General features: G+C 69.1%; 17 protein-coding genes. 12 read left to right on the top strand and 5 right to left on the bottom strand.

Features of this window, described 5'->3' with window-relative positions:
- Nucleotides 1-11 precede the first annotated feature (11 nt).
- The 3 genes from kdpB to GGQ63_RS21035 form a co-directional block, all read right to left on the bottom strand.
- Nucleotides 12-2,036, bottom strand: coding sequence for a potassium-transporting ATPase subunit KdpB (gene kdpB, locus GGQ63_RS21025; protein WP_183858627.1), 2,025 nt, complete (start codon nt 2,034-2,036; stop codon nt 12-14).
- 83 nt (nt 2,037-2,119) lie between these two features.
- The gene (kdpA, locus tag GGQ63_RS21030) at nt 2,120-3,823 is read right to left on the bottom strand and encodes a potassium-transporting ATPase subunit KdpA (RefSeq protein WP_183858591.1); all 1,704 of its coding nucleotides are present in this window, start codon (nt 3,821-3,823) and stop codon (nt 2,120-2,122) included.
- An 11-nt stretch (nt 3,824-3,834) separates the two neighbouring features.
- Nucleotides 3,835-3,924, bottom strand: a complete 90-nt coding sequence (locus tag GGQ63_RS21035; protein WP_183858592.1) for a potassium-transporting ATPase subunit F — start codon at nt 3,922-3,924, stop codon at nt 3,835-3,837.
- 350 nt (nt 3,925-4,274) lie between these two features.
- On the opposite strand from GGQ63_RS21035, the gene GGQ63_RS21040 reads away from it, so the two are divergent.
- The 4 genes from GGQ63_RS21040 (at nt 4,275) to GGQ63_RS21055 (ending at nt 10,679) form a co-directional block, all read left to right on the top strand.
- Entirely contained in the window at nt 4,275-6,314 is a 2,040-nt protein-coding gene (locus tag GGQ63_RS21040; RefSeq protein WP_183858593.1) for an acyltransferase family protein, read from the top strand.
- Nucleotides 6,315-6,659: 345 nt separating this feature from the next.
- Nucleotides 6,660-7,526: an ATP-grasp domain-containing protein gene (locus GGQ63_RS21045; protein WP_183858594.1), complete on the top strand. Its 867-nt coding sequence runs from the start codon at nt 6,660-6,662 to the stop codon at nt 7,524-7,526.
- Nucleotides 7,527-7,648: 122 nt separating this feature from the next.
- Entirely contained in the window at nt 7,649-8,713 is a 1,065-nt protein-coding gene (locus tag GGQ63_RS21050) for a type 2 periplasmic-binding domain-containing protein (protein WP_183858595.1), read from the top strand.
- A 34-nt stretch (nt 8,714-8,747) separates the two neighbouring features.
- Nucleotides 8,748-10,679, top strand: coding sequence for a tripartite tricarboxylate transporter permease (locus GGQ63_RS21055; RefSeq protein WP_183858596.1), 1,932 nt, complete (start codon nt 8,748-8,750; stop codon nt 10,677-10,679).
- A 6-nt stretch (nt 10,680-10,685) separates the two neighbouring features.
- On the opposite strand, the gene GGQ63_RS21060 is transcribed toward GGQ63_RS21055, so the two are convergent.
- The gene (locus tag GGQ63_RS21060) at nt 10,686-11,597 is read right to left on the bottom strand and encodes a class I SAM-dependent methyltransferase (RefSeq protein ID WP_183858597.1); all 912 of its coding nucleotides are present in this window, start codon (nt 11,595-11,597) and stop codon (nt 10,686-10,688) included.
- Nucleotides 11,598-11,599: 2 nt separating this feature from the next.
- A complete protein-coding gene (locus GGQ63_RS21065; protein WP_183858598.1) occupies nt 11,600-12,625 on the bottom strand; it encodes a hypothetical protein in 1,026 nt (341 codons plus the stop codon).
- A 335-nt stretch (nt 12,626-12,960) separates the two neighbouring features.
- Here GGQ63_RS21065 and GGQ63_RS21070 point away from each other — a divergent pair, with 335 nt between their 5' ends.
- From GGQ63_RS21070 to GGQ63_RS21105, 8 genes are all read left to right on the top strand, one after another.
- Nucleotides 12,961-13,797, top strand: a complete 837-nt coding sequence (locus GGQ63_RS21070; RefSeq protein WP_183858599.1) for a sugar phosphate isomerase/epimerase family protein — start codon at nt 12,961-12,963, stop codon at nt 13,795-13,797.
- 11 nt (nt 13,798-13,808) lie between these two features.
- Nucleotides 13,809-14,654, top strand: coding sequence for a sugar phosphate isomerase/epimerase family protein (locus tag GGQ63_RS21075; protein ID WP_183858600.1), 846 nt, complete (start codon nt 13,809-13,811; stop codon nt 14,652-14,654).
- Nucleotides 14,655-14,732: 78 nt separating this feature from the next.
- Nucleotides 14,733-16,220: a sugar ABC transporter ATP-binding protein gene (locus GGQ63_RS21080; RefSeq protein WP_183858601.1), complete on the top strand. Its 1,488-nt coding sequence runs from the start codon at nt 14,733-14,735 to the stop codon at nt 16,218-16,220.
- A gap of 33 nt (nt 16,221-16,253) precedes the next feature.
- Entirely contained in the window at nt 16,254-17,237 is a 984-nt protein-coding gene (locus GGQ63_RS21085; protein ID WP_183858602.1) for an ABC transporter permease, read from the top strand.
- A 74-nt stretch (nt 17,238-17,311) separates the two neighbouring features.
- Nucleotides 17,312-18,277: a sugar ABC transporter substrate-binding protein gene (locus tag GGQ63_RS21090; protein ID WP_183858603.1), complete on the top strand. Its 966-nt coding sequence runs from the start codon at nt 17,312-17,314 to the stop codon at nt 18,275-18,277.
- A 77-nt stretch (nt 18,278-18,354) separates the two neighbouring features.
- The gene (locus GGQ63_RS21095; RefSeq protein ID WP_183858604.1) at nt 18,355-19,425 is read left to right on the top strand and encodes a Gfo/Idh/MocA family protein; all 1,071 of its coding nucleotides are present in this window, start codon (nt 18,355-18,357) and stop codon (nt 19,423-19,425) included.
- A gap of 31 nt (nt 19,426-19,456) precedes the next feature.
- The gene (locus GGQ63_RS21100) at nt 19,457-20,470 is read left to right on the top strand and encodes a LacI family DNA-binding transcriptional regulator (protein WP_183858605.1); all 1,014 of its coding nucleotides are present in this window, start codon (nt 19,457-19,459) and stop codon (nt 20,468-20,470) included.
- A 140-nt stretch (nt 20,471-20,610) separates the two neighbouring features.
- Nucleotides 20,611-20,886 carry a helix-turn-helix domain-containing protein gene (locus GGQ63_RS21105; protein WP_183858606.1) on the top strand — a complete coding sequence of 92 codons (276 nt, stop codon included), beginning with the start codon at nt 20,611-20,613 and terminating at the stop codon, nt 20,884-20,886.
- Nucleotides 20,887-20,948: the final 62 nt, after the last annotated feature.

Consider the following 20,948-nt stretch of genomic DNA (forward strand, 5'->3'; position numbering starts at 1 on the left):
GTCCGGTCCGTTCAGGCGAGGCCGAGCGCGGCGACGCAGAGATCGATCAGCTTGATGCCGACGAAGGGCGCGACGAGGCCGCCGAGGCCATAGACGAGGAGGTTGCGCGACAGCAGCGCGCCGGCGCCGACGGCGCGATAGCGCACGCCTTTGAGCGCGAGCGGGATCAGCAGCACGATGATGATCGCGTTGAAGATCACCGCCGAGAGGATGGCGCTTTGCGGGCTCGACAGGCCCATCACGTTGAGCCCGCCGAGCACGGGCAGCGCCGCGACGAACAATGCCGGCACGATCGCGAAGTATTTCGCGACGTCGTTGGCGATCGAGAAGGTGGTCAGCGCCCCGCGGGTCATCAGGAGCTGCTTCCCGGTCTCGACGATCTCGATGATCTTGGTCGGATCGGAATCGAGATCGACCATGTTGCCGGCCTCGCGGGCGGCCTGCGCGCCGGTCTGCATCGCGACGCCGACATCGGCCTGGGCGAGCGCCGGCGCGTCATTGGCGCCGTCGCCGCACATCGCGACGAGCCGGCCCTTGCCCTGCTCCTCACGGATCAGCCTGAGCTTGTCCTCCGGCGTCGCCTCGGCGAGGAAGTCGTCGACCCCCGCCTCCGAGGCGATCGCCGCCGCGGTGACCGGGTTGTCGCCGGTGATCATCACGGTGCGCACACCCATGCGGCGGAGATCGGCGAAGCGCTCTTTCATACCGGGTTTCAGCACATCCTTGAGGTGGATCACGGCGACGAGCGCGCCGTCCTCGACCACCGCGAGCGGCGTGCCGCCGGTGCGGGCGATGCGGTCGACCGCAGCGCCGAACTCGGCCGGCACCTGCTCGGCCTTGAGGCCGAGCGACCGGATGACCGCGTCGACGGCGCCCTTGCGCCAGGCGCGCGCGCCGGCATCGAGGCCCGACTGACGGGTGGTGGCACTGAACGGGATGAAGGTCGCGCCGGCCGGAATGTCGGCGAAGAGGCCGCGGCCGCGGGCGAGCTCGACGACCGAGCGGCCCTCCGGCGTCTCGTCGGCGAGCGAGGCCATCAGCGCGGCCCGCAGCGCCGCCTCCGGCCGCACGCCGGGCGCCGGCACCACTTCGGTCGCCATCCTGTTGCCGAAGGTGATCGTGCCGGTCTTGTCGAGGAGCAGGGTGTCGATGTCGCCCGCCGCCTCGACGGCGCGGCCGGAGGTGGCGAGCACGTTGTGCTTGAGGAGCCGGTCCATGCCCGCAATGCCGACGGCGGACAGCAGCCCGCCGATCGTCGTCGGGATCAGGGTGACGAAGAGCGCGCCGAGCACCAGGGGCTGCAGATCGGCGCCGGAATAACGGCCGAGCCCGACGAGCGTCACCACCGCGATCAGGAAGACGAGGGTGAGTCCGGCGAGCAGAACGGCGAGCGCGATCTCGTTCGGCGTCTTGCGACGGTCGGCGCCCTCGACCATGGCGATCATCCGGTCGAGAAAGGTCTCGCCGGGCTTTGCGGTGACCCGGACCTTGATCCAGTCGGAGACGACCGTGGTCCCGCCGGTCACCGCGGCGCGATCGCCGCCCGATTCGCGGATCACCGGCGCGCTCTCGCCGGTGATCGCCGCCTCGTTCACGGAGGCGACGCCCTCGATCACCTCGCCGTCGGAGGGGATCATGTCGCCCGCCTCGACGAGGACGATCGCGCCGACCTCGAGTTCGTGCGCGGGGGTCGGGACGACGAGATTGCGCTCGGCATCGACGATCAGCTTCGCCCGCGTCGTCACCCGCGCCGCGCGGAGCGAATCCGCCGCCGCCTTGCCGCGCCCCTCGGCGACGCTCTCGGCGAAATTGGCGAAGAGGACGGTCGCCCACAGCCAGAGCGCGATCTGGACGGCGAAGCCGACCGGCTGCCCGTGGACGGCCAGCGCCGCGGCCGAAAGCGTCGACAGGATGGCGACGATCTCGGTGGAGAGGATCACCGGATTGCCGAGGAGGGCGCGCGGATCGAGCTTGACGACGGCGTCGAGGAGCGCCCGGCGGAGGATCGCGCCGGAGAAGGAGGCGGCGCGCGGCATGCGCCGAGGCGTTGCGGGGGCGACGCCGTTTGCAGCCGGATGATCGAGACTCATGGAAGGCATTCCTTCGCGGGAGGACGGGATCAGGGCGTCAGCGCGAGCATCTGGAAGTGCTCGGCGATCGGCCCCAGCGCGAGGGCGGGGAAGAACTGCAGCCCGCCGAGGATCAGGATCACGCCGGCCAGCAGGCCGACGAACAGGCCGCTGTCGGTCGGCAGGGTCCCGGCGGTCGGCGCGAGCTTCGGTTTGGCGGCGAGCGCGCCGGCGATGGCGAGGATCGCCACGGCCGGCACGAAGCGGCCGACGAGCATGGCGATGCCGAGCGTCGTATTCCACCATGGGGCATTGGCGGTGAGCCCGGCGAAGGCCGAGCCGTTGTTGGCGGCCGCCGAGGTGTAGGCGTAGAGGATCTCCGACAGGCCGTGCGGCCCGGCGTTCAAGAGGCCGGCGAGCGCCGCCGGCAGGACCGCGGCAACGGCCGAAAAGCCGAGCAGTGCGGCGGGGAAGACGAGCAGCGCGACGAAAGCGAGCTTGATCCCGCGCGCCTCGATCTTCTTGCCGAGATATTCCGGCGTCCGGCCGACCATCAGCCCGGCGACGAACACGGCGAGCAGCGCCATGAGGACCATGTTGGCGAGGCCGGAACCGATGCCGCCGGGCAGGATCTCGCCGAGCTGCATCAGGACCATGGCGACGCCGCCGCCGAGCGGCAGGAAGCTCGCATGCATGGCGTTGACCGAGCCGTTCGAGGCGCCGGTCGTCGGGCCGGCCCAGGCGGCGGAGCCGGCCGCGCCGAAACGCACCTCCTTGCCCTCCATGTTCTGCGCCGTGTCGGCGCCGGCCGCGACGAGCGCCGGCGCCGGCCGGGTCTCGGACCAGTAGATGGCGCTGGTGCCGAGCGCGAGCAGGACGAAACCGGCGGCGACGAGCGCCCGCACATCCTTCCGCACCGCCGCCGACCGCCCGAAGGCGAAGAAGGCGGCCCAGCCGAGCACGTTGATCGACACCGCGGTGATGAGACCGGTGAGCGGCGTCGGATTCTCGAAGGGATGGGCCGAATTGACGTTGAAGATGCCGCCGCCATTGATGCCGAGCTGCTTGATGGCGAGCTGGCTCGCCACGGGAGCGAGCGCGATCGTCTGATGGCCGCCCTCGAGCGTCGTCGCCTGAAACGACGGCCCGAGCGTCTGCGGCACGCCGAGCGCGACGAGCGCGATGGCGACGACGATCGAGAGCGGCAGCAGGACGTAGAGCGTGGTGCGCACCAGATCGGTCCAGAAATTGCCGATCGCCTCGCCGCGATGGGCGAGGAAGGCGCGGGCGAGTGCTGCGGCGAGCGTCGCGCCGGCAGCGGCGGACGCGAAGTTCTGCACCGTCAGCCCGGCCATCTGGCTGAAGTTCGACATGGTCGCCTCGCCGCCATAGGATTGCCAGTTGGTATTGGTGACGAAGCTGACGGCCGTATTGAAGGCGAGATGCGTCGAGAGCGGCCCGAAGCCCTGCGGGTTGAAGGGCAGCAGATGCTGCAGCCGCAGGATGGCATAGAGCAGGACGAAGCCGGCGAGATTGAAGGCGAGGAAGGCGCCGGCATAGGCGTACCAGCTCTGCCGGCGATCCGGATCGATTCCGGCGATCGCATAGAAGCCGCGCTCGACCGGCCGCAGCACCGGGTCGAGCCAGGTGCGCTCGCCGTTCCAGACGCGCGAGAGATAGATTCCGAGCGGCAGCGCGATCGCCACCTGCAGCCCGAGCGTCAGGGCGATTTCCGCCCAGCCTTGCCAGTTCATCAGGGTCTCCCTCAGATCCGTTCGGGCCGGAGGAGGGCCGCGAGCATGTAGACCGCGACGCCGAGTGCGCCGAGGGCCCAGAGCCAGTCGACGACGCCCATCACAGCCCCCGAAGGCTAGCGGCGAGGCCGAAGAAGGTCGCGAAGAGCGCGAACCCCAGCCCGAGGAAAAGGAGATCGGCCATCGCGGCCTCCATCCGTTGACGATGGCCGGCAGCAGACACCCGATCGGCATCAGCGTTCGAGACGCATCGGACCCGTCGCGCATAAGGGCGGCATAAAGGCCGCACTCACGCAGGTCCCGACGGGGCCGTCGCGCGGCACTGGAGCGCCGCCTTCGACCCGTGTTAGGGAGCGAGGCGGAGCCCGGGGGCACGACGGGGTTTCCGATCCGGATCGAGAGAAAGGCGACGCCGCGGGGCCGCAGCCGCCGCGACCGACACGTTCAGAGCATGACCGCCATCGGATATGTCAGGGAGATCGACGGCCTCCGCGCGATCGCCGTCCTCGCCGTTCTCTTCTATCATGCCGGCGGGTTCGTTCCGGCCGGTCTCTACGGCGTCGACATCTTCTTCGTCATTTCGGGTTTCGTCGTCGCGGCTTCGGTGCTGTCGAAGCGCTTCTCGAGCTTCGGCGACTTCCTCTGCCATTTCTATCTCCGCCGCATCCTGCGGATCGTCCCGGCCCTCCTCGCGACCGTGCTCGCAACGACGCTCTTCGTCGTTCTGTTCGTCCCCAGGGCCTGGCTGAGCGATACGATCCTCGAGACCGGCAGGGCGGCGCTGTTCGGCCTCTCGAACCTCGTGCTCTACCGCACGGCGAACGACTATTTCTCGCCGCGCGCGGACTACAATCCCTTCATGCACACCTGGTCGCTGGGGGTCGAAGAACAGTTCTATCTGCTCTTCCCCCTGCTGGTCCTTCTTGTCGGCCTGCGCCGCCGGAGCGGCGCGTCGACTTTTGCGCTCTGGACGATCGGCGCGCTGCTACTCGCCTCGCTCGTCCTCTGCTGGCAGATCGCGCGCAGCGATCCGGTCTTCGCCTTCTACATGCTGCCGACACGGTTCTGGGAACTCGCCGCCGGCCTTCTCGTCTATCTCGCCCTGCCGCAGCTCCTCGGCCTCGTGCGCCGTCTGCCGCGCCGGGCGGGAGCGGCCCTCTCCTGGAGCGGGCCGGCGATGATCGCCCTCGCCCTGTTCCCCGGCCCGATGCTCTGGGGCGACGGGCTCCTGCCCGGCGCGGCGATCGCCGCGATCGGCACCGCGATCACCCTTCTCGCCGTGCTCGCCCGGCCGGGCTCGCGCCTCAACGGGCTGCTCGGCGCGGCGCCGGCCGTGGCGATCGGCCGGGTCTCCTATTCGCTCTATCTCTGGCACTGGCCGGTCTTCGTCGCGATGCGCTGGACCGTGGGGTTGCAGACCCCGCTGCAGATCGCCGCCGGCATCGCGGCGAGCGTGCTGCTCTCCGTCCTGTCGCACCGCTTCATCGAGACGCCGTTCCGCAGGCTCGGTCCCATCGGCGGCCGGCGTCGCCCGGCCGCGATCGCGGCCGGCATCGGCGCCGCCGCGCTGGTGCTCGCCGCCGTCGACGCGCTCGGCACCCGTCAGCCGGAGCTCTCCTTGAGCCGGACGCTCGATGCGGAGATCTGGTCCGCTTATGGCGGACCCGCCGATCTGCCGGACCGGTGCGCCCTCGCCGAGACCCACTCCTGGACCGGGGGCGCACCCGACATCACATTCGCCCCGATCGATTGTCCGAAGCCGGGGCGGGGCCGCACCCTCTATGTTCTGGGGGATTCGCATGCAGGGGCTTATCTCCGAATGCTGCGCGGCTTCGCGGCCACCACGGGAACGACGGTGCGCACTTTCACGCACCCCGGATGTTCCGCTCCGATCAACCCGAAGCCGATGCCGGAGGGCTGCGCCGCCTTCCTGGAGGCGGTCCTCCCCGTCATCAGCGAAGGCGGGGCCGACGACATCGCCTTCCTCCCGGCGCTCCGTCTCCCCCGCTTCAGCGACCAGCCGGGCGAACCGCTGCCGCCGCCGCCGCCCCTATCGAGCGAGGCCCGCGCGGCGCGGCTCGCCGAGGGCGAGGCGCTGCTGGCGCCGCTCCGGGCGCGCGGGATCACCCTCGTCTTCGAATCGCCGCTGCCGCTCTTCCGCCGCGCACCCTTCCGCTGTTCGGACTGGTTCAACCGCATGAATCCGGTCTGCGTGCCGGCCGGAGACGTCCTCGAGCGCGCCGCCTTCGATCGCCTGCGCGCCCCGGTCCTCGCCGATATCGGAGCGCTGACCGGTGACGGCCGCGGCTCGATCTGGGATCCGGCCCGGATCCTCTGCGACACCGCGTTCTGCCGTTCATGGCGCGACGGCAAGCCACTCTTCTTCGACGGAGACCATCTGAGCGGCTACGGCAACGACATCCTGCTGCCGGATTTCCGCGCCGCGATGCTGGCAGCCATGGGGTTCACAGATCCCGGGCGCCGGCCATGATGCAGGCCGCACCTCAGGGACAGAAAGGACGTGCGATCGGGGGGCCTGCCCGTCTCTTGCTTCTCTCGGTTGCAACCACGATCGCCGCGATCAGGACGAGCGGCCGCCCTGAAACGGCCAGGCGACGAACCGGCTGGACAGGCAGCGCCCATCGATCCTAGGCAGAGACCGCAGAGGGGAGCGTTCGTCCGACGCCCTCCGGCGGGGTGTAGTGCCCCCGGAAGATGGCGGCCGACGCCGCATGTGAGTGAGGGGTGCGCCGCGATGGGAGACAGGGTCAATCTCGTATTCTACGTCTACCAGAAGCAGCACGACCACGGCGATTTCCGGGAGATCGCGCGGCGGGTGATGCGGCGCGAGCCCCGCATCGCGGCCCATGTCTGCGCGACGTCCGATCCGATCGGCAAGCTCGCCCTTTTCCCGCAAGTGATGCTGCGGCCGACCTTGTCGATCGAAATGGACCGCATGCGCTGGCCGCGCTCGCCGCGGGGACCGCGCCTCGCCCACCGCCCGAGCGGCGGCAAGCTGAAGCAATATGAACTGCTCACGAAGGCCGGCATACCGGTGCCCAGAATGACGGCGGTCACGCCGGATCTCGTTCTCGACCCGACCGAGTGGGGGCCATACGTGGTGGTGAAGCCGGATCGCGGCCGGCGCGGCGCCTTCGTCACCGTCCGCAAGCCCGGCAAGGTCCGGTATCAGGATCCGGAGAGTTTCGCCCCCGATCATCTCGGCCGGAAAGGCGGGATGGTCGCGCAGCAATTCATCTATACGGGGCCGCAGCCCCAAGCCTATCGCGTACTCACCTATTTCGGCCGGGCGGTCAATTGCACGCTCTCGACCGGACGGGCGGATCTTCCCGCCCTCGAGGGACCGGATGGATTCCGCAAGGCCGGCGGTGTGTCGATCGTCGCCTCGGCAATGGGCAGCACGTTCGTGCTCGCCGATGACGCGGACGTCATCGCGCTCGCGCAGCAGGTGCACGCGGTAGTGCCCGACATTCCTTCCCTCGGGGTCGATATCATCCGCGATGCCCGGACAGGGCAGCTCTTCGTTCTCGAAATCAACCCGAGCGGCAATTGTTGGAGGCTCTCCAGCCCCAACGGCCGGAAGATACAGGCCGAAAACAAAATCGACCTCTACAGCCAGTTCGACGCCCTCGAGGTGGTCGCTGCCCGATCCGTGGAACTCGCTCTGGAGCAGGCGCGATAGTATGGCGGGTCCGATCCGCACTGGACGGACCCGCCGCGCCGTTCTATCCGATGACCTGGTGATTTCATCTGTGGTCAAAATGACAGATGTAGGCGGCACCTGTCGGCACCGGGAACGAGCGGATGCGGGTCTTCAATCGAAGCGGGTTTTCCCGGCGCGCGGCGCTCCTCGGCGGGTGTGGCCTCGGCTTGGGCCTCGTGCTCGCCGGGCGCGGCCGGGCCGAGGCCGAGATCCCGCTCGCAGGACGCCGCATCGCCTTTCTGATCGGCAATGAGGGTTCGGGCGGCTACGAGACCTATGCGAGGGTCTTCGCCACCCATCTTGCCCGGGCCTTGCCCGAGAGCTCGATCTCGATCGAGGTGGTGCCCGAAGCCGACGGCCGCCTCGCGGCGAAACGGATCGCCGCCGCAAGGGAAGGCGAACTGACCATCGGACTCTTCGAGACGGCGCTTCTCTACAGCGAGATAGAAAGCGAGACGGCCACAGCCTTCAGCGTCGGCGCCTTCAACTGGATCGGCAAGCTCGCGGTCGACGAGCGTGTTCTGGTCGCCGGCACGGCGAGCGGCGTTCGTTCGATCGATGATCTCGAGGCGCGCGCAGAGCCGGCAATCTTTCCCGCAAGTACCATCGTCTCGCGCAGCGCGTCGGAATGCTACGTCCTCAACGCACTGCTCGGCCTCTCCATCAAACCCGTTCCCGGCTACAATGGCGGCCAGCGCGCCCTCGCCATGCTGAGCGGAGAGGGCCAGGTGATCCTCGGCTCCTATACGAGCCAGTCGAAACTGATCGACCAGGGCGCGGTCTCCGTCATTCTGAGGCTCAACGAGGTTCCGGCGCCCCAGGCGCCGACGACGGCCCCGCTGCTGCGCAGCCTCGTCACGCCGGAACGAAGCCTCCCCGTCGACCTGATCGAGGCGGCTGCCACGCTCGGCCGCTGGATCGCCGCGCCCCCCTCGGTCGCCCCTGCCGATCTCGATGCGCTGCGCGCCGCGTTCGACAAGGTCGTTTCGAACGCAGAGTATCGCGAGGAGATGCGCCGCACGGAACTGGCGGTCGATCCTTTGGGGGGTGCGGAGGTCCAGAAGCGGGTTCGCGCCCTGCTCGACCGCAAGACGGACCTGCAGGCGGCGCTCGCCGAGGCCGGCCGGTGCGGTCGTCTGCGCGCCGACGGCGAGCGGACGTGCTGACCCGCAAGGCCAGCGAGGGTGCGGTGCGCCGCCGATGATCGACGCCGTCTCTGCTTCTCTCGCAGAACTCGCGGACCTCACCCGCCTCGGTGCGCTCGTCTGCGGGGTGCTGCTCGGCTTTGCCGCCGGGATCATTCCCGGGCTCGGGGGCCGCATCGGCCTGCTCCTCGCCCTGCCGCTCGCGATCCTTTTCGAGCCGCTCGCCGGCGCAGCCTTTCTGATCGCCCTCCATGCCGTGGTTCACACCTCGGGCTCGATCACGCCCATCGCCTATGGGCTGCCGACCTCCGCATCGGAGGCCGCCACCGCGCTCGACGGCTTCCAGCTGCAGCGCCAGGGCCGCGGCGCCGAGGCGCTCGGTGCGAGCCTCAGTGCATCCGCCTTCGGCGGCGTCGTCGGCGCGCTCGTCTTCCTGCTCGCCGCGCCGCTGGTCCGGCCTGTGATCACCGCGGTCGGCGCGCCGGAATTCCTCGTGCTGTCGCTGATCGGCCTCGCCCTCGTCTCGACCCTCTCCGACCGGCAGCCGAGCGGGGGGCTCGCCGTCGCCGGCCTCGGCGTGCTCGCCTCGACCGTTGGCATGGACGCGCTCACCGCGACGCCGCGCTTCACCTTCGGCATGCTCGAGCTCTGGGACGGGCTCGACACGATCGCGGTGATCGGCGGCCTCTTCGTCATCCCCGAAATGCTCGCCCTCGCGGCGAACGGGATCGGCCCGCAAACCGCCCCGCACGGGGCGCAACGCCGGCAGATGATCGCCGGCATGATCGGCGCCTTCCGCTACGCGATGGTGATGATCCGCAGCACGGTGATCGGCATCGTCGTCGGGATCATGCCGGGCGTCGGATCGAGCGTGTCCGTCTGGATCGCCTATGCCGATGCGGCGAGGCGGGCCAGGAGCGACGTTCCGTTCGGCCAAGGAGCCGTCGCCGGCGTCGTCGCCCCCGAGGCGGCGAACAACGCCAAGGAGGGCGGCGCGCTCATCCCGACCGTCTTCTTCGGCATTCCCGGAAGTTCGAGCATGGCGATCCTGATCGGCGGCTTCGTCATGCTCGGGATCGATCTGGGGCCGGACTTCCTGTCCGCCAAGCTGCCCGACGCGCTCTATTTCGGCTGGGTGGTCATCGCCGCCAATCTCCTCGCCGTGCCGCTGTTCCTGCTCGTCGTCCCACACATCGTCCGGGTCACCACCTTCAGGCCCGCCGCGATCGTGCCGTTTGCCCTCATCGCGATCGTCACCGCGGCGCTCGGCTCCACCAACAGCGCGCTCGGTTACTGGCAGTTCCTCGCCGGCGGCGTGCTCGGCGTCATGCTCTACCTCGCCGGCCTGCCGCGCGCGCCTTTCCTGCTCGGCTTCGTCATCGGTCCGCTCGTGGAGACCTCTCTCACCAAGACGATCGTCGTCTTCGGGTCGAGCGCCGCCTACCGGCCCGGCGTGATCCTGCTCGGGCTGGCGCTTCTCGCCGTGCTCTACGGGCTGCGGCGCCCGAAGACGGAGGTACCCGCCGGTGTCGACGGCAGCGCGGTCTCACTGGAAGGCCCGCGCCGGCTGCGCCCCGTCACCCTCGCGACGCTCGGCCTCTTCGTGACGGTCGGTTCCGCCGCGATCGTCACCGCACTCTCATTCGGCAAGCCGGCGGGCATCGCGCCGGTCCTCGCCGCGACCGTGCTCGTGGCCGGGGCGCTGGTGTCGATCGTACTGGTGCGGAAAGAACGCGGATCCAGGGCTCCGCCGATCTCCTCCGGCGTCGCCGCGCGGCTCGCTGCCTTCCTCGCGCTCGTTCCCGTCCTCGGCCTCGTGGTGTCGTCCCTTGCCTTCCTCTACACGACGCGCAAAGCCATCTCCGCGCGACCGTCCGTTCTGCTGCTCTGTGCGGCGGTGATCGTCCTCGGCGAATATCTGATGATCGAGGTCCTGCTCGGAAAGGCGCTCCCGGTCGGATGGGTCGGGGCGGTTCTGCTTCACTGAGCCGCCTCAGGGCGCCCGCAGCAGGGCGAGAACGCGCTTGCGCAGATAGCTCGGCTGCGCGCCTCCTCCGATCGTGCGGCGGACCGGCTCGATCCGCTCGAGACGCAAGGGGGAGCTCTCGAAGAGCCGGCGCACTTCATCCTCGTTGCGGAACTCGCCCTGCCGCGCCTCGTCATCGGCGAGGCTTCGCTCGAGCCGCGGCAGGATGTCCGCCCAGTCGAGATCCGCCGTGGCGGGATCATGCACCAGGCGCTCGAGGACACGCTCGTTCGCCCGCCGCCGCTTCGCGCCGTCCGCGAGGCTCTCCTCGGCCTCCAGGCTCTTGATGCGATTGGAGAAGACCATCGCTCCTCCGGGCCGCAGCCAGGCCGCGAGTTCGCCGAGAACAGCCGGGTGGCGCGCGTTGGGAATGAACCGGAAGACGCTGTGCAGAAGGAGGATGTCGGCCGGGAAACGGCGCTCCGGCCCCGTCAGATCGACCGCCTCGGTGGCGAGATCGAGCCCATGCCGCTCCGCGAACCGGCGACAGAGATCGAGCGGCGTCGGGCAGAGATCGAGCACCGTGAAGCGGATACGGCGAAGTGCCTCGCCGCCGAGCCGGGCCGCGGCATGCGCAGCCGTCGAGAGCACGCCGGTATCCGCCGAGCCGGCGATCACCAGCTCGATCCGTTCCGGTCGCGCCAGACGCGCGGCCATCTCCTCGGAGAGAAGGGCGATCAGCGGAGGCCGATCGGTCTCGATGCCCATCGCCTCGCCGACGGCGCGGTGGGCCGTGCAGCGGATGTGATAATCGGCGCAACCCGGACAGAGCGAAGGGGCGATCGCCGCCGCGCGCCGCAGATTCCCGATCAGATCTTCGCCACACCGCGCCGGATCGAGCAGGCTCGATCCGTCGACCACCCCCGCTTCGCTCGCCATGCTCATCCCTTCTCACCCGGTCCGATCGGCGCCCGCGGCATCAGCGCGCGGCGGGCGATCCGCCCGAGACTGGCGGCGAGCCGCCCTTTCGGCAGCCGCTTGTCATGGGCCCGCGGCCGCGTCTCCTCGAAGGGGACCCAGCCGGCTCCGTGCGGGGTATCGAGGGCGCGAAGGGCCTCGAGGAAGCGCGACCGGATGATCGTGCGCCGCTCGGAACGGGCGTCGCTGCGGGCGAATTTCGGAAAGCTCGGATTGGTGTTGATCTCGAAGACCTGAAGGCGGCCGCCGCAGAAGCCGTAATCGACGCGGCCGAAATCGATCCCGCCCGCCCGGAACGCGGCGAGCAGGTGGTCGGCGTGCGGATTGTCGCGGATGAAGGCGAGCTCCTCGGCCACCTGATCCGGCCCGATCTTCGAGGAAGCCTTCTTCACCACCCAGTCGTCTCCGCACATCAGGTGCTGCGGGACGATCCGTCCGCCGATATTGAAGGCGCCGTACTTGCGGAAGAAACCGTCCGGCCCGGCCTCACCGACATAGCCGACAGCGATGCGGCCCTTCAACGGGCGGCCCCGCCGCTCGAGATCGGCGAGCGCCGCTTCGAACGCCGCCGGATCGCCGAGCACAGCCGTATCGGGACGGCCGTATCCGTCCTCAGCCCGTATGAAGACCGGAAACCGCGCCGGCCGGCTGCCGTCATCGAGCCGGACGGCATCGAAGTCGTTGAGGCCGGCCCGGTGAAGGCGCCGCAGAAGCGGCAGCCGCTCGCAGGCGGAAAGAGGGTGATTGAGGATCCGAACGCGCGGATCGGCGCTCTGAAGCGCCAGCGCGAAGGCCGCCGCGCTGTCCGTTTCATAACGGCTCAGCCGGTCGAAATCCGTGAAAATGTAATGGCCGAGGGGTCCGCCGCCTTCGAGGAACAATTCCTCGTAGGTGAAGAAATCGATCAGGCCCCGGGCGTCGGATCCGAGGCCGGCGACCAAAGCTCTGATCGTCGTGCTGAAGCGCTCGGTCACGACATAGCGAATCATCCGCAGAGCCCTTCCGGCCCGCAGCCGCGCGGGCGCCGGGCGGAGCTTTAGGGGTGGCGCGAGCCCCGCGCAAGCTGCGTGGCGACAGCCCCCGAGGCGGCACGGGATGACCGGCGCACCGCCCGGCAGGCTGCGGTGTGCACGCGATGTCGGGCGCCTGCGGGACCATCAGGCGGGCGGCGAAGGACCGGGAGGCCGCCCCACCTCGCTAAAATCTAACCCGTTTTAGATCCGTATCTTACCGCATTGCATCAACGATTTCCTTGCATCAAGGCTTGACATTGAAGTGGCGCGAAACTCTTATCTAAAACGCTTTAGGACACGAGGAGGAGCCCATGTTCCGTTACAGCTACGACGCGCTCGTCTATTTCGGTGAGGACATCTCGGAGAGCATCAAGCGCGTTGCGCGGTACGGCTATGACGCGATCGAACTGGTCGGCGAGCCGGACACGCAGGACGGCGCGGCGATCCGCCGGCAGTGCGAAGACGCCGGAATCGGCGTGTCGTCGATCTGCTCGATCTACACGGGCGAGGCGCGCGACCTGACCAACAAGAGCGCCGAGAACCGCCGCAAGGCGGTCGACTATTCGAAGCGCGTCGCCGATCTCGCCGCCGCCTCCGGCGCGCCGATCATGATCGTGGCGCCGAGTCCGGTCGGCAAAATGGCGCCCGAGAGCGCGCCCGAGCAGGAATGGGCCTGGGCCGTCGAGGGCATCAAGGAGATCGCCGACCACGCCGCCTCGCAGAACGTCAAGCTCTGCATCGAGGCCTGGAACCGCTACGAGACCCACTTCATCAACCGCATCCCGCAGGCGCTCGACCTGATGCGGGACGTCGACAAGCCGAATGTCGGCGTGATGGGCGACACCTTCCACATGAACATCGACGATCCCGACATCGCCGGTGCGATCCGCGATGCCGGCAAGGCGATGATCCACATCCACTTCGCCGACAGCAACCGCGCCGCGCCGGGCGCCGGCCACACCGATTTCGTGCCGATCATGCAGGCGCTCAAGGATGTCGGCTACGAAGGCCACATCACCTTCGAGCTGCTGCCGGCCTCGTCCGACCCCTTCGCGACGCTGCGCCAGGGCGGCGGCCGCGAGTTCTACGATGCCTACACCAGGCAGGCGATCGAGGTGATCAAGTCGCTCGAAGCGAAGCTCGTCTGAGGGAGGGCGCGATGAAATTCGGTGCCAGCACCTTCATCTGGGTCTCGCCCTTCTCGAACGACACGCTCGACCTCGTCGACAAGGTGGCGGCGCTCGGTTTCGACCTGATCGAGGTCTGCGTCGAGGATCCCGCGACGATCGACACCACGGCGATCCGCCGCCGCATCGAGGCGGCCGGGATCGGCGCCACGGTCTGCGGCGCCTTCGGCCCGGACCGCGACATGAGCGCGGACGATCCCGCCATCCGCCGCAATGCGATCGACTATGTCGAGCGCTGTGCGGAGATCGCGAGCGAGCTCGGCGCCGACATCGTCGTCGGCCCGATGTATTCCGCCGTCGGCCGGACGCGGATGGCGGAGCCCGACGAGCGCCGGGCGCAGCGCACCCTCGCCGCCGACAGCATCCGCAAGGCCGCGGACCATGCCGCGGCGCGCGGCGTGCGCCTCGGCATCGAGCCGCTCAACCGGTTCGAGACCGACCTCGTCAACACCGTGGAGCAGGGTGTCGGCCTCGTCGAGGAGATCGGCCGCGACAATGTCGGCCTGCTCCTCGACACCTTCCACATGAACATCGAGGAGAAGGACCTGCCGGCGGCGCTCCGCCGCGCCGGCCGCCACATCTTCGAGTTCCACGCCTGCTCGAGCGATCGCGGCACGCCCGGCGAGGACCATCTCGACTGGACGGGCATCGCCGCGGCGCTCGCCGACGCCGGCTATGACGGCGCCGTGGTGATCGAGGCGTTCACGCCGAAGATCAAGGAGATCGCCCGCGCGGTCTCGATCTGGCGGCCGCTCGCCGAGAGCGAGGACGCCCTCGCGGCGAACGGCCTCGCCCATCTGAAGCGCGTCTTCGCCTGAAAGCGGCGCGCGCCGGTCGCCCGGTGCGCGCCGCCTCCCGGCATCGCCCGCTCCCGTGCGCCGGTCGGAGGAGGACCCATGCACACACCCTTGCTCGAAGCGCGCGGCATCACCAAGGCATTCGCCGGGGTGGTCGCCGTCGACGGACTCGATCTCACGATCGGTGCGGGCGAGATCCTCGCCCTCGTCGGCGAGAACGGCGCCGGCAAGTCGACCATGATCAAGATGGTGTCGGGCCAGTATGCGCCGGACGCCGGCGAGATCCGTTTCGAAGGCCGGCCGGTCCACTTCCGCGGGCCGCTGGAAGCGCGGGCCGCCGGCATCGCCGTCATCCACCAGGAACTGCAGCTCGTGCCGCAGATGACGGTGGCCGAGAACATCGTCCTCGGCCGCTGGCCGAAGGGGCGCAGCGGGGTCGACTTCGCCCGCGCCCGCAAGATCGCTGCGGACGTGCTGCCGACCATCGGCTTCACGCTGCCCGTCGATACGCCGGTCGAAAGACTCTCGACCGGCCAGCAGCAGCTCGTCGAGATCGGCCGCGCCCTCGCCTTCGATTCGAAACTCCTCATCCTCGACGAGCCGACCGCCTCGCTGTCCAATTCCGAAGCGGAACGGCTGATGCAGCTCGTCGTCGCGCTGAAGGCGCGCGGGCTCGGCATCCTTTATGTCTCGCACCGGATGGAGGAGATCTTCCGCCTCGCCGACCGCATCACCGTGGTCCGCGACGGCCGCCTCGTCGGTACGAGGCCGCGCACCGCGCTCGATCACGACACGGTCGTCGCGATGATGGTCGGCGAGCGCCGGTCGCTCCACATCGAGCGCAAGCGCACCGCCGGAACGACACTGCTGCGCACCCGGGGCCTCACCCGCAACGGCGTTTTCCGCGACATCTCGATCGAGGTGCGGCGCGGCGAAGTGGTCGGCCTCGCCGGTCTCGTCGGGGCCGGCCGCACCGACGTCGCGCGCTGCCTCTTCGGTGCCGAGCGGCCCGATGCCGGAACGATCGAGATCGAAGGGGAAGCGGTCACGCTCGCCAATCCGCGCCAGGCGATCGCCCGCGGCCTCGCGCTGGTGCCCGAGGACCGCAAGAGCCAGGGCCTCGTGCTGCCGGAGAGCGTCGCCGACAATCTGGTGATGAGCGCCCGGCGCCGGGTGAGCCGCGGCGGCGTCGTGTCCTCCGCAGCGGTGGCGCGGATGGTCTCCTTCTATGTGAAGAAGCTCGGTATCCGCGCCGCCTCGACCGCCAACCCCGTCGAGACCCTGTCGGGCGGCAATCAGCAGAAGGTCGTGCTCGCCCGCTGGCTCGCCACGGAACCGCGGCTGATGATCCTCGACGAGCCGACGCGCGGCGTCGATGTCGGCGCCAAGGCCGAGATCCACCGGGTGATCGAAACGCTCGTCGCCGAGGGGATGGGCGTCCTGCTGATCTCCTCCGAACTGCCGGAACTGATGGCGATGAGCGACCGCGTCTACGTCATGCGGGCGGGCGCGATCGAGGCCGAGCTCTCCGGCGCCGACATCAACGAACAGACGATCATGCGCCACGCGGCCGGCGCCACGCCCTGAGTGCGGCGACACGCGCGCCTCGAAAGGATTGCCATGTCCACCCTCTCGACCCCCTCTCCCGCCTCCGCCCGCGGCCCTCGGATCCGCGGCCTCGTCAGCCGGCTCGGCCTGCTGCTCGTCATCCTGATCTTCATCGTGGTGATGACGTTCGTCTCGCCGGTCTTCCTCACCCTCGCGAACTTCAAGAACCTCTTCATCCAGTCGACCATCCTCGCGGTGCTCGCGCTCGGCCAGACCTATGTCATCATGACGCGCGGCATCGACCTGTCGATCGGCGGCACGATGGCGCTCTCCTCGGCGCTGGCGATCGGGCTGTCGGTCTATTCGGGCGTTCCGGCGCCGCTCGCCCTGCTCGTCGGCCTCGGCGTCGGGGCGCTGATCGGCACGATCAACGGCTTCGCGGTGACGCAGCTCGGCATCACGCCGCTGATCGTGACCCTCGCGACGCTGTCGATCGCGCGTGGCGCCACCTTCGTCTACACGAACGGCGCCAATGTCACACCGGTGCCCGCCATGGTTTCGGCCTTCGGCCGGGGCGAGCTGTTCGGCGTCCCCTATTCCGTCATCCTGCTCGTCCTGCTCGCCATCGGCTGTCATTTCATCCTGGCGCGCACCGTGTTCGGCCGGTCGGTCTATGCGACCGGCGGCAACGAGACCGCCTCCCGCCTCGCCGGCATCCCGACCGACCGGGTCATCCTCGTCACCTATGTGCTCTGCGGCGTGCTCGCGGCGGTCGCCGGCCTGGTGCTCGCGGCGCGGCTCGAATCGGCGGGCCCGCGCGCCGGCGTCGGCATCGAGCTGACCGTCATCGCGGCTTGCGTGATCGGCGGTACGAGCCTCTTCGGCGGCACCGGCTCCATCCTCGGCACGCTGCTCGGCGTCGTCCTGATCTCGCTCGTCTCGAACGCCATCAACCTGCTCGGCGTGCCGCCGGCCTGGGACGATCTCGTCAAGGGCTTCGTCATCTTCCTCGCCGCCGTGGTCGACGTCTACCGGCGCAAGTTCGCCCGAAGCTGAGGAGGCGCCCCGCAAGACAAGACACCGCGAGTTCCCGACCAAATCCAATCAGAACCATGTGGAGGAGACCACTCATGAACCTGAAGACCTTGAAGACCTGGACCGGTTCGCTTCTGGCCGGAACGATCATCGCCGCCGCCACCATCTCCGGCGCCGCCGCGCAGGACAAGAAGCCGCAGATCGCCGTTCTCTTGTTCAGCCGCGGCTTCGAATTCATGGTCGCGCTCGATCAGGGCGCGCGCAAGGAAGCCGAGAAGCTCGGCGCCGAGATCACCGTGCTCGACGGCCAGTCGAACACCGAGGTGCAGACGCGCCAGATCGAGGACCTGATCGTCAAGGGCGTCGACGCGATCGTCATCAGCCCGAACAACTCGACCGAGATCGTCCCGGCCGTGCGTCGTGCCAACGAGGCGAAGATCCCCGTCGTCGCGCTCGACGCCGTCGTGGGCGAGGGTGCCGACGTGGTCACCTATGTCGGCTTCGACAACGCCGCCGGCGGCAAGGTCGCGGCGGAGTATGTCGCGAGCCTCGGCAAGAAGAAGGTGCTCGAGCTGCAGGGCGCGATCGGTGCCTACCACGCCCAGAAGCGCGGTGGCGGCTTCGAGGGTGAGGCGCAAGGCAAGTTCGAGGTGCTGCCGCGGCCGGCCGAATGGCTCGCCGAGAACGCGCAGGCGATCACCGCCGATGTCGTCACCGCCAATCCGGACGTCGACGCGATCTTCTCGCACAATGACGAGATGATCCGCGGCGTGCTCGCGGGCCTGCGCCAGATCGGCAAGACGGCGAAGGTCGGCGAGGACGGCCATATCGCGGTCGTCGCGGTCGACGGCACGCCGCTCGCGCTGCAGCGCATCCGCGACGGCGAGCAGGACGCCACCGTGAACCAGGATCCGTTCGAGATGGGCGCCCTCGCGGTCCGCTCCGCGGTCGCCGCGCTGAAGGGCGAGACGGTCCCGGCGCAGCAGCTCCTGCCGCCGACCCTCGTCACCAAGGAGAACGTCGACGATCCGGCGCTCTGGGGCAACATCTTCAAGCCCTGAGCGACGCCCCGCGCGGCCCGGCACCCCCTCCCGCCGGGCCGCGCATTCCCTCGCAGATCCCGAAATACCGAGCGGTGATGCCCGTGTCTGAGAAGTTGAAAATCGTCCAGGTCGGCCTCGGCGGCTGGGGCTGGAGCTGGACCGATATCGTCAAGACCTCGCCCGACTGGACGCTCGCGGCGGTGGTCGACATCGACGCGGGCCGGCTGAAGCAGGCCGCCGCCCATCACGGTCTCGCCGACAGCCAGCTCCACACGACGCTCGCCTCGGCCGTCGCGGCGACCCGGCCGGACGCCTGCCTCGTCGTCGTGCCGCCCGAGGTGCACGCCCCCGTCACCATCGAGGCGGCGCGGCTCGGCCTGCACTGTCTCGTCGAAAAGCCGATCGCCGGCACCGTCGCCGACGCAAAGGCCATGGTGGCCGCCGCCGCCGAGGCCGGCATCCGGCTGATGGTCAACCAGAACTACCGCTTCCGCCGGGCGCCGCGGACGGTGAAGAAGCTGATCGCCGACGGCGTCGTCGGCGAGGTCGGCTCGGTTTCGATCCAGTTCCAGAAGGCGGCACATTTCGGCGGCGGCTTCCGCGAGAAGATGGCGCATCCGCTCGTGGTCGACATGGCGATCCACCATTTCGACCAGCTCCGCGGCTCGATCGGCTTCGAGCCCGTCGAAGTGACGGCGCGCAGCTGGAACCCGAAATGGAGCTGGTTCGACGGCGATGCCGCCGCGACGGCGACCTTCCGGTCGGCGAGCGGCGCCGTCGCGGTCTATTCGGGCTCGTGGGTGTCACAGGGCTGGCAGACGACCTGGGACGGCGACTGGCGCATCCAGGGCACGGAAGGCGAGCTCCACTGGGCCGACAATGCGGTATCGCTGCTGCCGAAGAGCGTCTTCACCTCCGTCTTTGTGCCCGGCGCGCGGGAACGCGAGGGCCGGCTCGACTTCGACCTCCTGCCGCTCGAGGTGGAGGATCGGCTGGCGAGCCTTTCCGCCTTCCATCGCGCGGTGGCGAGCGGCGAGGAGGCCGAGACGTCGGGCGCCGACAATCTGCGCACCCTCGCCACCGTGCTCGCCGTGCGCCTGTCGGTCGAACGCGGCGAGACGGTGACGCTCGAAGAGGTGCTTTCCTCGGACCCGGCCGCAATCTAGGATCGCGGCGCTGTGAAATGACGGGTTCTGGATGACCACACTCAAGGATGTCGCGGCGCTCGCAGGCGTCTCGACAGCGACCGCCTCGCTGGCACTCAATGGCGGACCGGTCAACGAGAAGACCCGCGAGACCGTCAAGAAGGCGGCGAAGCAGCTCAATTACGTGCCGAACAAGGTCGGCCAGATGCTGACCTCCGGCCGCAGCAACACGATCGAGCTGATCATCCTGACGGCGGACGAATTTCCGAACATCGTCCGCAAGACCTCGCTCTTCTATTATCTCATGGAGGGCGTTCTGGCGATCGCGGACCAGAGGAACGTCTCGGTCCGCTTCGCGGTCAAATCCTATGACGATCCGGGGCTCGTCACCTATTTCGCCGAACTGGTCGGCAGCCGGATGGTCGACGGAGCGATCGTCATCCCGCAATTCGCCCGCGATGCGCGCTATGCGCGCCCCCTGCAGGACGCCGGCTTCCCCTTCGTGCTGCTGCGCGCCGCCACGTTCGGCGACGACCTCAACTATGTCGACATGGGCAATTCGCACGGCGCGAAGCTCGTCGCCGACCTCCTCGTCGGCTGCGGCGCGCAGCGTGTGGGCATCATCAACGGCCCCGCCTCCCATCTCGACGCGATCGAGCGCGAACAGGGTTTCACCGCGGCATTGCTCGACGGGGGCGCCGCCCTCGTCGCCAAGCTCAACGGGGATTTCACCATCGAGAGCGGCTATGCCGCGATGGACCGCATCGCCGCGCGCAAGCTTCCCGACGCCGTTTTCTGCGCCAACGACTACATGGCCGCCGGCGCGATCAAATTCCTGCGCGGCAGGGGCATCCGCGTCCCCGACGACATCGCCATCGTCGGCTACGACAACAACGACATCGCGACCGCGGTCGACCCCGAACTGACCACCGTCGACAACCGCTTCTTCGATCTCGGCCGGGAACTCGCCGGCAATCTCCTGTCGCTGATCGACCAGGTGACCGACAAGGTCGCGGTCCAGGTCACCCCGGAACTGGTCATCCGCCAATCCTGCCCGGCGCCTTGAGCGGGCGCCGGCCTTTGCGGCCGCCGTTTCGAAGAGCCCCCGCTTCCGGGGCTCGAGGACCGTTCGGCGCTTATCCTCGATCGCGCAGGCCGATCGAACGATGAGCCGGCTTCTTCGTTGAAGAGATGGAGGAAACCGCCATGTCCATTGCCTTTCATCTCTTTCAGGGACCGGTCGAGCTCGGGCCGGATCCCGACGAGGCCCTGCCGCACGAGGTGCTCGCGCGCATCGAGGAAGGCTGTCCGCCGGCCCGGGCCATCCGCCTCTGGCGCGGCCTGAGCGTCCCGGAACTCGCGGCGCGGGCCGGCGTCACGGTTGAGGACGTGGTCGAGGCCGAACGGGGCGCGCCGACGAGCATCGTCGCCAGCAACCGGATCGCCCGCGCCCTCGAAGTCTCGGTCAGCCTTCTGATCTGAACCTCTTCGCGCCGCAGGTCCCCCGGGGACGGACGGTCGACCGCGGTCCGCCGTGGCCGGCG

Source organism: Prosthecomicrobium pneumaticum (genome assembly GCF_014199915.1).
In the GTDB taxonomy this organism is placed as follows: domain Bacteria; phylum Pseudomonadota; class Alphaproteobacteria; order Rhizobiales; family Kaistiaceae; genus Prosthecomicrobium; species Prosthecomicrobium pneumaticum.